This is a genomic window from Comamonas brasiliensis (assembly GCF_018292285.1).
In the GTDB taxonomy this organism is placed as follows: Bacteria; Pseudomonadota; Gammaproteobacteria; order Burkholderiales; family Burkholderiaceae_C; genus Comamonas; species Comamonas brasiliensis.
The window spans coordinates 294,135-308,119 of sequence record NZ_JAANES010000005.1 but is presented as its reverse complement, the minus strand read 5'-3'; the positions used below and the strand labels follow the sequence as shown (position 1 = coordinate 308,119).

Below are 13,985 nucleotides of genomic sequence, written 5' to 3'. Positions count from 1 at the left end.
AATCACGACGGGGTCAAACCCCACCGCGCGCACTTTGATCTCGAGTCAATGGCCATGAGCGGGCTTGACCGGAATGATGGGCACTTCCTTGCCTTCCTTGTCGTAGATCTTGCCACCTTCAACGCGGTCGCCATCGGCCAGCGCTTCCAGCACATGCTGGCTCAGGGCACGGCCATAGCCGGCTTCAAAGACGGAAGGCTGATCGGAATTGCCTTGCTTGAAGTGGTTGTAGAGCAGGTTCAGGGTCACGGCAACCAGAGCGGTTGCGCTGATGCCCGAGTGGAAAATCGTGGCAAACCATGCGGGGAACTGGTCATAGAACTTGGGAGCCACCACCGGCAGCAGACCCGCGCTCACCGAGGTGGCAACAATGATCAGATTCATATTGTTGTTGTATTCCACCTTGGCCAGGGTACGGATGCCGCTGGCAGCCACGGTACCGAACAGCACCAGGCCGGCGCCGCCCAGCACGGAGGGAGGCACGCAGGCCACGATACGCCCCATCACCGGCAGCACGCCGAAGACGATCAGGATCAGGCCGGAGAAAGCCACCACAAAGCGGCTCTTGATTCCGGTCACGGCCACCAGACCCACGTTCTGCGCAAAAGCGCTTTGCGTGAAGCCGCCGAAGATGGGAGCCACGATGCTGGACAGCATGTCGGCGCGCAGACCGTCACCGAGTCGACGACCGTCCACGGGGCTGTCCACGATTTCGCCCACGGCCAGCACGTCCGCCGAGGTTTCCACCAGGATCACGAGAATCACGATGAACATCGAGATGGTGGCCGCCATGTCAAAAGTGGGCCAGCCGAAATGCAAAGGCGTGGGCACCGCAAAGATGGGGCCGTTGAACACCTGGGAGAAATCGGCCTTGCCGATGAACACCGCCGTGATGGTGCCCACCACGATCGCCACCAGAATCGACAGGCGCGACAGCATGGCATTGCCCAGCTTGCTGAACAGCAGCACCATGAACAGCGACAGCCCGGCCAGACCGATATTGCCCATGCTGCCGTAATCAGCCGACTTGGCATTGCCGCCCATGGCCCAATGTGCAGCCACTGGCATCAGCGACATGCCGATCACCGTGATCACGCAGCCATTGACCAGCGGCGGGAAGAATTTGGTGATGCGCGAAAAAACCGGTGCAATGATCAGGCCCAGTACCGAGGCGTACATGACAGCCCCCAGCACGCCCTGCATGCCGCCGCCGGTATGCAGAATGCTGACCATCGTGGCAACACCTGCGAATGAAACGCCTTGAACCAGAGGCAGGCGGCAGCCGAAGAAAGGGATACCCAGGGTCTGCAACAAGGTTGCCACACCACCCATGAACAGGCAGGCGGTCACCAACAGGCCGGCGTCGGCAGCGGACATGCCAGCCGCTTCGGCCACGATCAGAGGCACTGCCACGATGCCGCCGTACATGGTCAGCACATGTTGCAAGCCATACATGAGGTTGGCGGTGACGCCAAGATTCTCATCTTCGGGGCGCTTGACGGTCGCATCCCTGGATGCTCCGGTCTGATCGTTCATCTTTGTCTCCTAAATTACCAACTCACCAAGGCTCTTGAGGCCTTTTGCTCTGTCCAGTCGACTTGCAGCGACAGCCCTTGCAGCGATCTGTTTTCCGATCGCCCCAGCGAGGCCTTGTGCTGCAGCCAGTCGCTCTTCTGCGAGAGCGATCCGACCTATAGAAAAGAGCAAACCACTCTTTCATTCACCCAAGTCAGTCGTTCGATCTCCTTTGATTGCATGACATCCGCCGGACGGACTATTCCATTGCGCAATCAAAGCCATACCCAGCAGGGCATGAGTCGAGACTGTACGTCGCCAGGACACCAAAATTGTCTACAGTTTTGTATACAAAGTGCTGACCAGAACCTTTCCAAAGCACAAAAGCAGGCCAATTGCCTGCTTTTGTGCGCGAAAAAATTGACTTAAGTCACAGATACCCGGGCCTCAAAACCCTGCAAGAAACAAAAGATGCAAGCTCCACTCTCATGGAGGCTTGCACCTGATGTAAGTCACAGAAGGAATCGAGAGCGCCTGTCCGTTCAGGCTCAGTCGTCTTCGGCCTGCGCGATGCCGGGAAACAGCACATCGGTAAAGCCGAACTGGCTGAAATCGCGTACACGCATCGGATAGAGCTTGCCCCAGAGGTGATCACACTCATGCTGAACCACGCGCGCGTGGAAACCATCGACCGTACGGTCGATCGGATCGCCATAGAGGTCAAAGCCGGTATAGCGCACCTTGCTCCAGCGCGGCACCATGGCGCGCAGACCGGGAACGGACAGACAACCTTCCCAATCCAGTTGCTCCTCTTCACCGATTGGGGTGATGACCGGATTGATCAGCACGGTGCGAGGCACTATGGGGGCATCGGGGTAGCGAGGATTGGGCTCGCCCGAGCCGAACACCACCATCTGCAGATCCTCACCGATCTGCGGCGCCGCCAGACCTGCGCCGTTGGCGGCATGCATGGTGTCCAGCAAATCCTTGAGCAATAGATGCAGCGCATCGGTATCAAATTCAGTCACCGGCTTGGCAAGCCGCAACAGACGGGGATCACCCATCTTCAAAATGGCACGTACGGTCATAGATCAATATAGCGCGCAGCAACCACCGGGCCACCGCACTGTTTCATTCTTCAAAAGCATAGCGTCAGCCCCAATCCACCTGAACCCTGCGACCTGTTTGGGGCATCAGGCACAGAGAATTTGATGAAATTGTGATGAACTTCCTGCGAGCCTATTTTTACACCCTATAATCTAGGTCTTCTTCCTCAATAGCTCAGTCGGTAGAGCGCCGGACTGTTAATCCGTAGGTCCCTGGTTCGAGCCCAGGTTGAGGAGCCATCAAAAAGCCTGTATGCACGCATACAGGCTTTTCTTTTATCCGCTTAGGCAGCTCTCACCACGCCCACGGACGCACCCACGGGGGGCGCATCTACGGCGACGGCCTTGTGTGCCGTGTGAGGAACATAGGGATAGTGGTGCGGCACGGCCGGAATATGGTGCTGCTCGCCCTCCTCCCAGGCCCGCAACTCCTCTTCCAGTCGCGCAGCGCGTTCGGCATACATCTGCGCAGAGGACTGGTAGTACTCCGCCGCGATGGAGTGCTCAAGAATGGCCATGCGAGCTTCCTGCAGATAGGCACGCGTGCGGCGGATATAGCGTGGTTCGGAACGTCCAAACCCGAAGATCTTGCCGAAAAACATGTCCAACCTCCTTTTCCGGTAACAACGCAAATCCGTCATACCCATCATGCGATGAGGCGCTGCTGTCAGCGTACTGTCTCTGGCACATGGCATCTGTCCCACAGCAAGAGTTCGCCTCGTAGGATGGAGACCCGCTCCCCACGGCAAGCCGCCCCAAGCCGGCTCGCCGCCGCGCGTCGAAGGCCTTTCTGCATCACAAAGACACTACCCAGGAATCAAAGAGACTCATTGCCGACGACTTTTACAGTGTCTTAGGGTGAGTCCTAAGCTTCCAGCCAGCGTCTCACGCCTCCTGTGAAACACTAAAGCGCAATGGCGTTTCCGCCTATACCCATCTCAAGGGCTTGTCCGGCACCTGGAACGGGCCTTTGCAGCTTGAGACACCCTCCACTCGCAAGCCTTACGACCCAGGGGCCGCCGCCACGCCGCAAAACTCCTTAGAAATCAATGCAGCGCGCCTGCTGCCCAGACCATCTATCAGGCCTCGCCGGCCTGCAGAAAGTCCAGAATACCTTGAGCCACATGAACGCCTGATGACAGGCAGGCCGTAAGCAGGTAGCCGCCCGTCGGAGCTTCCCAGTCCAGCATCTCCCCGGCACAGAAGACGCCGGGAAGTGCCGCACACATGCCGCGCGCGTCCAGAGCCTCCAGACGGACCCCGCCGGCCGTGCTGATGGCCTCATCAATGGGGCGTGGCGCGATGGCAGTCAGGGGCACGGCCTTGATCGTGGATGCCAGACGCTTCATGTCCGCCATGCCGTCCTTGCCGAGCACCTCATACAGCAAGCCCGTCTTGATGCCATCCAGCCCCAGACGTCCCTTGAGATGACTGCTGAGACTGCGCGAGCCACGCGGCCGCATCACTTCCTGCTGCACACGCTCCGCACTCCACTGCGGCAGCAGATCCAGCTCGAAGCAAGCTTCGCCCTGGCGGGAAATGCTGTCTCGCAGCAGGGATGAGACTGCATAGACAAGACTGCCTTCCACCCCGCTTTGCGTCGCAACAAACTCCCCCTGGCGCTCAAAGCGGACACCTTGATCATCCACAAACCTCAAAACCACCGACTTGAACGGCTGGCCCGCAAAACGCTGGGCAAACACCTCGCTCCAGCCTGCTTCACGCCCCTGCGACCAACCCACATCAAAGCCGCAATTGGCGGCCTGCAAGGGAGCAATGCCCACCCCTTTGTCCTGCAACAGCGCAACCCAGGCGCCATCCGAGCCCAGACGCGCCCAGCTGCCTCCGCCGGTCGCCAGCACCAGAGCCCTGCAGCCGATCTTGACCCTGGCTCCCTCTGTCTGGAAAACCGGCTGACCATCCTCCGACCAGCCTGTCCAGCGGTGCCGCATATGGAAATGCACACCCTGAGACTTCATGCGCACAAGCCAGGCCCGCAGCAGCGGCGCAGCCTTCATATCCGCCGGAAACACGCGCCCGGATGTACCCACAAAGGTATCAAAGCCCAGCTCCTTGACCCAGGCCCGAAGCTCGTTCGCACCCCATTTTTCAAGCCAAGGGGCCAGATCACCAGAGCGGGAGCCATAACGGGTCACAAAACTGGAGAACTCTTCGGAATGCGTGAGATTGAGGCCGCCCTTGCCGGCCATGAGGAACTTTCGGGCCGCCGAGGCCTTCGCCTCGAAGACCCTGACCGACAGGCCAGCCTTTGCCAGTTGCTCGGCCACCATCAGGCCCGCAGGCCCGGCGCCGACCACAGCCACATCACAGGCCGATTCAACATCGGTCATCAACGGTTCCGGGACACTCATAGTTCTACTACCTCAATCAGCTCGCGGCCAGAGGCCGCCAAAGGGTGCGCAGAATACCATCGACGGCATTTCTGCAATACCGCGGGCACTATTAGCGCGATAGCAGCAAACAACCACCCACACACCATGGCGGGAGATGAGTTTCTGTCACAATCAACTCACTAGGCGAATAGACCGCCTACATTTTTTGATTCAAGAAAATCCAGGACTACAAATGGCCAGCGAATTGATCAAGCACATCACGGATGCCAGCTTTGAATCTGACGTACTGCAACCCGGCACGACCGTGCTGGTGGATTACTGGGCTGAGTGGTGCGGCCCTTGCAAGATGATCGCCCCCATCTTGGACGATGTGGCCGAAGGCTACAAAGGCAAGGTGCAGATCGCCAAGATGAATGTGGATGAAAACCGTGAAATCCCCGCCAAGTTCGGCATTCGCGGCATCCCCACGCTGATGCTGTTCAAGGACGGTCAGCTGGCCGCCACCAAGGTTGGCGCGCTGAACAAGACTCAGCTGTCCGCCTTCCTCGATCAGCACATCTGATGTGTTTGACAAACAGGGCTCCAGATGGAGCTCTGTTTGCTTTCGGGGCTCCCTCTTTCACATCTGCCACAGACCTTGCGCAGGTCGCAGATGACAAGTCCTCGATAAATAGCTTGCAAGCTGCGCCAGTTTTCCTGTCATAATGTACGAACCGCCGGCCACCGCATGGGACCGCGCTGGATTTTCTTCAGGCAAGCCTGCCCACTACTACAGTGTTTCGTTAGGCTCTACGCCTCTCCCCCCTGGTTATTCTCACTCCACGCTTGGAGTCATTTCATGCACCTTAATGAACTCAAGGCACTGCACGTGTCTGAAGTCTTGAAGCAGGCCGAAGCGCTTGAGATCGAAAACGTCGGTCGCATGCGCAAGCAGGAACTGATGTTCGCCATCATCAAAAAGCGCGCGAAAGCCGGTGAACAGGTTTTCGCCGACGGCGTGCTGGAAATCCTGCCCGATGGCTTCGGCTTCCTGCGTAGCCCCGATACCAGCTACACCGCCAGCACCGACGACATCTATATCTCGCCCAGCCAGGTGCGCCGCTTCAACCTGCACACCGGCGACATGATCGAAGGCGAAGTGCGCATCCCCAAGGATGGCGAGCGCTACTTTGCCCTGACCAAGCTCGACAAGGTCAACGGCGGCCCACCCGAGCAAAACAAGCACAAGGTGCTGTTTGAAAATCTGACCCCTCTGTTCCCCAAGGAGCAGATGCGCCTTGAGCGCGACATCAAGGGCGAAGAAAACATCACCGGCCGCATCATCGACATCATCGCCCCCATCGGCCGCGGCCAGCGCGCGTTGATCGTGGCACCGCCCAAGAGCGGCAAGACCATGATGATGCAAAGCATTGCACACGCCATCACCGCCAACCACCCCGATGTGCATCTGATGGTGCTGCTGGTGGACGAGCGCCCTGAAGAAGTGACGGAAATGCAGCGCTCGGTGAAGGGCGAAATCATTGCCTCCACCTTTGACGAGCCAGCCACCCGTCACGTGCACGTGGCCGAAATGGTGATCGAGCGCGCCAAGCGCCTGGTGGAACTGGGCAAGGATGTGGTCATCCTGCTGGACTCCATCACCCGCCTGGCCCGCGCCTACAACAACGTCGTGCCCTCGTCGGGCAAGGTGCTGTCGGGCGGTGTGGACTCCAACGCACTGCAGCGCCCCAAGCGCTTCTTCGGCGCGGCCCGCAACGTGGAAGAAGGCGGCTCGCTGACCATCATCGCCACGGCACTGGTCGACACCGGCAGCCGCATGGACGAAGTGATCTTTGAAGAATTCAAGGGCACCGGCAACAGCGAACTGCACCTGAACCGTCGCCTGTATGAAAAGCGCGTGTTCCCAGCCATCGAACTCACCAAGAGCGGTACACGCCGCGAAGAGCTGCTGCTGGCTCCCGAGATTCTGCAAAAGACTCGTATCCTGCGCCAGTTCATGTACAACATGGACGAGATCGAGTCCATGGAGCTCATGATCAAGAACATGAAGGCCACCAAGAACAATGTGGAGTTCTTCGACATGATGCGCCGCGGCGGCTAAGCTGCTGCGCCATGCAAAACAAAGCCTCGCTTCGCGGGGCTTTGTTGTTTCTGGAGCTTGACTGTCTTACTTGACATAGCTCAAACTGGTTTGCGAGCCGCCCCCCAATACTGGGGTTCACATCTATACAAATCTTGCGCCAAGCGAAAGCCAAAAGCTTTCAAGTCGCAGGTTCTGCATTCATGCCCCCATCAGCGAATCGCCAATCACCCCCTATCCCCACATCGATGCGCCTGCTGGCATCGGCCGCCTTGCTGGCCGCCCTGGCTGCCTGCAGCACCAGCGTGCCGATGCTGCAGCCACAGGCGCAGGCCAGGCTGCCGGGCCAGTGGCCCCAGGCCTGGACGCAGCAGAACAGCACCGCAGCGCCACTTGCCTGGCAGGACTTCTATGCGGACCCGGTATTGCAGCAGCTGATAGAAGCGGCTCTTGCCCACAATCAGGACCAGCGCCTCGCGCTGCTGCGCGTGCAGGAGGCCCAGGCGGCCTACGGCATCCAGAGCGCGGCCAGGCTGCCGACGATCGGGCTTGGCAGCAGCCATGCCAGAGCACGCGTGCCCGCCGACCTCAATGCCAGCGGCCGCTCCGTGGTTGCCGGCGATCAGGAGGTCTTTGTGGGCCTCAACAGCTGGGAGCTCGACCTCTGGGGCCGTGTCAAGAGCCTCAGCGATGCAGCCCTGGGCAACTATCTGGCGCTGGATGCCACACAGCATGCCGTCCAATCCAGTCTCATCAAGCAGGTGGCGCTGAACTATCTGGCCCTGCGCAGCCTCGATGAGCGCCTGGCCCTGACCGAGCGCACGATTGCCAGCCGCGAGGAATCGCTGCGCATCTTCAAGCGGCGCACCGAGGTGGGTTCCACCTCGCGCTATGCGCTCACGCAGGTACAGACGCTCGTCCACCAGGCCAAGCTCATAGGCACTCAACTTGCACAGCAGCGCGCGCTGCAGGCCAATGCGCTGCAGCAGCTCACAGGTCTGGATGCAGAGCGCTTGCCGCAGCAGCTGTCCACACCGGTCAACCTCAAACCCGTGGCCGAAGGCCTGCCCTCGGCTCTGCTCACGCAGCGTCCCGACATCATTGCCGCCGAGTACGGCTTGCAGGCCGCCAAGGCCAATGTGGCCGCCGCGCGCGCCGCATTCCTGCCCCGTATCGCCCTGACCGGCAGCTGGGGCACGGCCAGCGCCGAACTCGACGGCCTGTTCAAAGGCGGCAGTCGTGCCTGGCAGTTCGTTCCCTCGATCTCGCTGCCGATCTTTGACGGCGGCCAGCGCCAGGCCAACCTGGATCTGCAGGCCGTGCGACAGAACATCGCGGTGGTCCAGTACGAGAAAACCATAGAGACGGCGATGCGCGAGGTGCTGGACGCACTGTCCAGCCGCAGCACGCTGGAGCAGCAGCAGTTGGTGCTGACCGAGCAGCGCGCGGCCCTCAAGGAGCGTGCCCGGCTGGCGCGGCTGCGCTATGACCAGGGAGCCTCGCCCTATCTCGATGTGCTGGATGCCGAACGCGACCTGCTGAGCGCAGAGCAGCAACTGGTCCAGGGCCGCGAAGCCCTGCTATCCACCCAGGTCGCGCTCTATGCGGCCCTGGGCGGAGGCTACACCACCCCAAGCCAGAACAGCGCCCCCGCCCCTGCCGCCCTCCAACCCTGATCCGCAAATCCATGCCCATGAACAAGAAACTGACCATCGCCGCGCTCATCGTTGCCGCGGCCGCCCTGGGTGCCTATGGCTGGCAGCAATGGCGCAGCGCCCAGGCTTCCGAAGGCCTGGTCAGCGGCAACGGCCGCATCGAGGCCACCGAGATCGACGTCGCCACCAAGTACGCCGGCCGCATTGCCGAAGTCCTGGTGCAGGAAGGCGAGTTCGTCAAAGCCGGCCAGCCCCTGGCCCGCATGCAGATCGAGAGCCTGCAGGCCCAGCAGCGCGAAGCCATCGCCGGCCGCGAGCGCGCCTCTCATGCAGTGACCTCGGCACGTGCCGAAATCGCGCTGCGCGAAAGCCAGTATGCGGCCACCATCGCCACGGTTGCGCAACGCGAGGCCGAGCTGGATGCAGCGCTGCGCCGCGTCAATCGCTCCGAAACACTGGCGCGCGAAGGTGCATCCTCGGAGCAGGAACTGGACGACGACCGGGCGCGCGTGCGTGGCGCCCGGGCCGCGCTCAAGGCCGCCGAGGCCCAGGCCACCGCCGCCAAGGCAGCCATCGACGCAGCCAAGGCCCAGACCATCGGTGCGGAATCGGCGGTGACGGCCGCCGCCGCCACCGTCCAGCGCATCGATGCCGACGTCAAGGACAGCGAACTCACCGCCCCACGCGATGGTCGCGTGCAATACCGGCTGGCCCAGCCCGGCGAGGTGATCGGCGCTGGCGGCAAGGTGCTCAATATGGTTGATGTCTCGGATGTCTACATCAGCTTCTTCCTGCCCGAGACCGTGGCTGGCCGCGTGGCCCTGGGTACCGAGGTGCGTATCGTGCTGGATGCGGCGCCGCAATATGTGATCCCGGCCCAGGTGTCCTTTGTCGCCAGCACCGCCCAGTTCACGCCCAAGACCGTGGAAACCGCCAGCGAAAGACAGAAGCTGATGTTCCGCGTCAAGGCCCGCATCGCCCCGGATCTGCTGCAAAAGCATCTGACACAGGTCAAGACAGGCCTGCCTGGCGTGGCCTGGATCAAGCTCGATAAGGAGCGCGAATGGCCGGCCCGACTGGAGCTGCGCACCGGCGACGCTTCGGCCTCGTGAATACCGGGACCCGGTTTGCCATGAACCAGCATGTAGCCACCTTGCGTGAAGTGACGCTCGCCTACGGCAAGACGCAGGCGCTGCGCGGCCTGAGCCTAGAAATTCCGGCCGGCCTCATGGTCGGCCTGATCGGCCCCGACGGCGTGGGCAAGTCCAGCCTGCTGTCGCTGATTGCGGGAGCGCGCGCGCTGCAAGGCGGCGAGATACAGGCGCTGGGCGGCGATATGCGCAGCAAAAAGCACCGCGATGCAGTCTGCCCGCGCATTGCCTACATGCCTCAGGGCCTGGGCAAGAACCTCTACCCCACGCTGTCGGTGGAAGAGAATCTGCAGTTCTTCGGGCGCCTTTTCGGGCATGACGCGGCCGAGCGCCGGGCGCGCATCGACGATCTGACCCAGAGCACCGGACTGCAGAAATTCCTCTCCCGCCCAGCCGGCAAGCTCTCGGGCGGCATGAAGCAGAAGCTGGCGCTGTGCTGCGCCCTGATCCACGACCCGGACCTGCTGATTCTCGACGAGCCCACGACCGGCGTGGACCCGCTGGCGCGCGCGCAGTTCTGGGATCTGATCAACCGCATCCGTGGCCAGCGCCCGCAGATGAGCGTGATCGTGGCCACGGCCTATATGGACGAGGCCCAGCGCTTCGACTGGCTGGCCGCCATGGATGACGGCCGGATTCTGGCCACCGGCACGCCCGCCGAATTGCTGGCACGCACCGGCATGCCGGCGCTGGAGGCCGCCTTCATCGCCCTGCTGCCCGAAGAGAAAAAACGCGGCCATGCCGCCGTGGTGATCCCGCCGCTGCAGACCCGCGATGACGACATCGCCATCGAGGCGCGCGATCTCACCATGCGCTTTGGCGATTTCGTGGCCGTGGACCATGTGAACTTCCGCATCCGGCGCGGCGAGATCTTCGGCTTTCTGGGCTCCAACGGCTGCGGCAAGTCGACCACCATGAAGATGCTGACCGGGCTGCTGCCCGCCAGCGAGGGCGATGCCTGGCTGTTCGGCAAGAAGATCGATCCGCATGATGTGGCCACGCGCCAGCGCGTGGGCTATATGTCCCAGGCCTTCTCGCTCTATGGCGAGCTGACCGTGCTGCAGAACCTGGTGCTGCATGCCGAACTCTTCCACGTGGACCCGGCCGAGATCCCCGCGCGGGTCGAGGAGATGATCACGCGCTTCGGCCTTGCCGAGGTGCGCGAGACCCTGCCCGGCAATATGCCGCTGGGCATGCGCCAGCGCCTGTCGCTGGCCGTGGCGATGGTGCACAAGCCGGAGCTGCTGATTCTCGACGAGCCCACCTCGGGCGTGGACCCCGTGGCGCGCGACCAGTTCTGGCGCCTGCTGATCGAGCTCTCGCGCCGCGACCGCGTGACCATCTTCATCTCCACGCACTTCATGAACGAGGCCGAGCGCTGCGACCGCATGTCCATGATGCATGCGGGCAAGGTGCTGGACAGCGACCGGCCGGCAGCCCTGACCACCAAGCGCGGCGCGGCCACGCTGGAAGAGGCCTTCATCGGCTATCTGGTGGAGGCCTCGGGCGAAGCCGCACCCGTGCTCGATATCAAAAAAGAAGCTTCTACCGCTCGCTCTGCTTCATTTTCAGGCTTAAATCATGCTGATATCCAAGCTGGTGATGCGCAACAAGCTCCTGTTTCAGAAGCACATTCCCGCGGCCCGGGCTTCAGCCTGCAACGCCTGTGGAGCTATCTGTGGCGCGAGTCGCTGGAGCTGCAGCGCGATCCCGTGCGCGCCACGCTGGCCCTGGTGGGATCGCTGGTGCTGATGGTGGTGATCGGCTTCGGCATCAGCATGGACGTCGAAGACCTGCGTTTTGCGGTGCTGGACCGCGACCAGAGCACCATCAGCCAGAACTATGTGAACAATCTCGCGGGCTCGCGCTATTTCATTGAAATGCCGCCCATCCAGGACTACGCCGACCTGGACCGGCGCATGAAAAGCGGCGAGCTGGCACTGGCCATCGAGATCCCACCCGGTTTTGGCCGTGATGTGCTGCGCGGCTCCAAGGTAGCCGTGGGCGCCTGGTTCGACGGCGCCATGCCCCAGCGTGGCGAGACCGTCAAAGGCTATGTCCAGGCCATGCACCAGCTCTGGCTGGCACAGCAGGCACGCGAGCGCCTGGGCGTGCAGCCAGCCAGCCAGGTCAGCCTGGAGACCCGCTTTCGTTACAACCCCGATGTGAAAAGCCTGCCCGCCATGGTGCCGGCCGTGATTCCGCTGCTGCTGATGATGCTGCCGGCCATGCTCACGGCCCTGGCCGTGGTGCGCGAAAAAGAACTGGGCTCCATCGTGAACCTGTACGTCACTCCCGTGACCCGCACCGAGTTTCTGCTGGGCAAGCAGTTGCCCTATGTGGTGCTGGCCATGCTGAACTTCCTTCTGATGTGCGCCATGGCGGTCTTCGTCTTCGGCGTGCCCATGACCGGCAGCTTCCCGCTGCTCGTCTTGGCCGCCCTGATCTTCAGCGTCATTGCCACGGGCATGGGCCTGCTGGCCTCGGCCGTCACCAGCAGCCAGATTGCCGCCATGTTCTTTGCCATGCTGGGCACGCTGATCCCTGCCACGCAGTTCTCGGGGCTGACCGACCCGGTGTCCTCGCTGGAAGGTGCCGGCCGCTGGATCGGCGAGATCTACCCGGCCACCTATATGTTCGCCATCAGCCGCGGCGTCTTCAACAAGGCGCTGGGTCTGCATGATCTGGCGCCGACCTTGCTGCCGCTGCTGATCGCCGTTCCCGTGATCATGGGCATCGCCATCTGGGCCCTGCCCAAGCAGGAGAAGTGATGAAGCTCCCCCTGAGTCGCTGCGCGCCTTCCCCCTCTCTCGCTGCGCGGGAGGGGGACGACACCTTCGCTGCGGGACGGCCCTTGCTCGGTGTCCCTGCGTTGGGCCTGCGCTTGTTCAGAGCGTCTTCTGCTTCACGGCACACCTTGGACTTTTACGATGTTGCATAGCCTGAAGAATATCTGGCGCCTGGGCGTCAAGGAACTGTGGAGCCTGTGGCGCGACCCCGTGATGCTGGTGCTCATCGTCTACACCTTCACGGCCTCGGTGTACACGGCGGCCACGGCCATGCCCGATACGCTGCACAAGGCGCCGATCGCCATCGTTGACGAAGACCAGTCGCCGCTGTCGGCACGCATCGCCTCGGCTTTCTACCCACCTCAGTTCATGCCGCCGCAGATGGTGGACTTCAGCCATGTGGACCCCGGGCTGGATGCAGGCGACTTCACCTTCTCGCTGACCATCCCGCCCAACTTCCAGCGCGACGTGCTGGCCGGCAAAAAGGCCGAGTTGCAGCTGAACGTGGATGCCACCCGCATGAGCCAGGCCTTCTCGGGCAGCGGCTATGTGCAGCAGATCGTGCTGGCCGAGATCAACGAGTTCGTCCAGCGTTACCGGGGCGCGAGCGCCCTGCCCGTGGATCTGGAGCTGCGCGCGCGCTTCAATCCCGGGCTGGACAAGATCTGGTTCGGCGGACTGATGCAGATCATCAACAACGTCACCATGCTCTCCATCATCCTCACGGGGGCGGCGCTGATCCGCGAGCGCGAGCACGGCACCATCGAGCACCTGCTGGTCATGCCGGTGACGCCCACCGAGATCATGCTGGCCAAGGTCTGGTCCATGGGCGCAGTGGTGCTGCTGGCGGCCGCCGTCTCGCTCAATCTGGTCGTGCGCGGTGCACTCAAGGTGCCCATAGAAGGCAGTCTGCTGCTGTTCATGGCGGGCTCGGCCCTGTGCCTGTTCGCCACCACGGCCATGGGTATCTTTCTGGCCACCGTGGCGCGCAGCATGCCGCAGTTCGGTCTGCTGATGGTGTTGACGCTGCTGCCGCTGCAACTGCTGTCGGGCGGCATGACGCCACGCGAATCCATGCCCCAGCTGGTGCAGGATGTGATGCTGTTCGCCCCCACCACGCATTTTGTGGAGCTTGGTCAGGCCATCCTGTATCGCGGCGCCGGCATAGAAACCGTGTGGAAGCCCTTTCTGTGGCTGGCGGGCATAGGTGCCGTGCTGTTCTGGCTGTCGCTGATGCGATTCAGAAAAACCTTGTCCAGCATGGCCTGAATCGTCCTCATGCCGCCATCCAGCGGCCTGCCACGCCAGCAACAAGGCGCAAGCCGCCTGCTTGTG

General features: G+C 62.1%; 10 protein-coding genes and 1 tRNA gene. 7 read left to right on the top strand and 4 right to left on the bottom strand.

Annotated features, from left to right (window positions below; all coding sequences use genetic code 11):
• Nucleotides 1-45: 45 nt before the first annotated feature.
• Both DJFAAGMI_RS20515 and def read right to left on the bottom strand, forming a co-directional pair.
• On the bottom strand, nucleotides 46-1,536 hold the full coding sequence (locus DJFAAGMI_RS20515) for a nucleobase:cation symporter-2 family protein (RefSeq protein WP_019043982.1): 1,491 nt from the start codon (nucleotides 1,534-1,536) through the stop codon (nucleotides 46-48).
• A 527-nt stretch (nucleotides 1,537-2,063) separates the two neighbouring features.
• Nucleotides 2,064-2,603 carry a peptide deformylase gene (def, locus tag DJFAAGMI_RS20510; protein ID WP_003053486.1) on the bottom strand — a complete coding sequence of 180 codons (540 nt, stop codon included), beginning with the start codon at nucleotides 2,601-2,603 and terminating at the stop codon, nucleotides 2,064-2,066.
• Nucleotides 2,604-2,785: 182 nt separating this feature from the next.
• Between def and DJFAAGMI_RS20505 the strand changes: the two genes are divergently transcribed.
• A tRNA-Asn gene (locus DJFAAGMI_RS20505) sits at nucleotides 2,786-2,861 on the top strand.
• Nucleotides 2,862-2,905: 44 nt separating this feature from the next.
• Here DJFAAGMI_RS20505 and DJFAAGMI_RS20500 read toward each other — a convergent pair.
• Together DJFAAGMI_RS20500 and DJFAAGMI_RS20495 are read right to left on the bottom strand one after the other, a co-directional pair.
• Nucleotides 2,906-3,223, bottom strand: coding sequence for a hypothetical protein (locus DJFAAGMI_RS20500; RefSeq protein WP_211458735.1), 318 nt, complete (start codon nucleotides 3,221-3,223; stop codon nucleotides 2,906-2,908).
• Nucleotides 3,224-3,700: 477 nt separating this feature from the next.
• Nucleotides 3,701-4,993, bottom strand: a complete 1,293-nt coding sequence (locus tag DJFAAGMI_RS20495; protein ID WP_211458733.1) for a TIGR03862 family flavoprotein — start codon at nucleotides 4,991-4,993, stop codon at nucleotides 3,701-3,703.
• Between the two features lie 214 nt (nucleotides 4,994-5,207).
• On the opposite strand from DJFAAGMI_RS20495, the gene trxA reads away from it, so the two are divergent.
• The 6 genes from trxA (at nucleotide 5,208) to DJFAAGMI_RS20465 (ending at nucleotide 13,919) form a co-directional block, all read left to right on the top strand.
• Complete coding sequence (gene trxA / locus DJFAAGMI_RS20490) at nucleotides 5,208-5,537, top strand: thioredoxin TrxA (protein ID WP_003053480.1); 330 nt, start codon at nucleotides 5,208-5,210, stop codon at nucleotides 5,535-5,537.
• 276 nt (nucleotides 5,538-5,813) lie between these two features.
• A complete protein-coding gene (gene rho, locus DJFAAGMI_RS20485) occupies nucleotides 5,814-7,076 on the top strand; it encodes a transcription termination factor Rho (protein ID WP_003053478.1) in 1,263 nt (420 codons plus the stop codon).
• A gap of 227 nt (nucleotides 7,077-7,303) precedes the next feature.
• Nucleotides 7,304-8,731, top strand: coding sequence for an efflux transporter outer membrane subunit (locus tag DJFAAGMI_RS20480; RefSeq protein ID WP_211458817.1), 1,428 nt, complete (start codon nucleotides 7,304-7,306; stop codon nucleotides 8,729-8,731).
• Between the two features lie 11 nt (nucleotides 8,732-8,742).
• The gene (locus tag DJFAAGMI_RS20475; protein WP_167003511.1) at nucleotides 8,743-9,822 is read left to right on the top strand and encodes an HlyD family secretion protein; all 1,080 of its coding nucleotides are present in this window, start codon (nucleotides 8,743-8,745) and stop codon (nucleotides 9,820-9,822) included.
• A 20-nt stretch (nucleotides 9,823-9,842) separates the two neighbouring features.
• On the top strand, nucleotides 9,843-12,632 hold the full coding sequence (rbbA, locus tag DJFAAGMI_RS20470) for a ribosome-associated ATPase/putative transporter RbbA (RefSeq protein WP_211458731.1): 2,790 nt from the start codon (nucleotides 9,843-9,845) through the stop codon (nucleotides 12,630-12,632).
• Between the two features lie 159 nt (nucleotides 12,633-12,791).
• Nucleotides 12,792-13,919: an ABC transporter permease gene (locus tag DJFAAGMI_RS20465; RefSeq protein WP_043005440.1), complete on the top strand. Its 1,128-nt coding sequence runs from the start codon at nucleotides 12,792-12,794 to the stop codon at nucleotides 13,917-13,919.
• Nucleotides 13,920-13,985 lie beyond the last annotated feature (66 nt).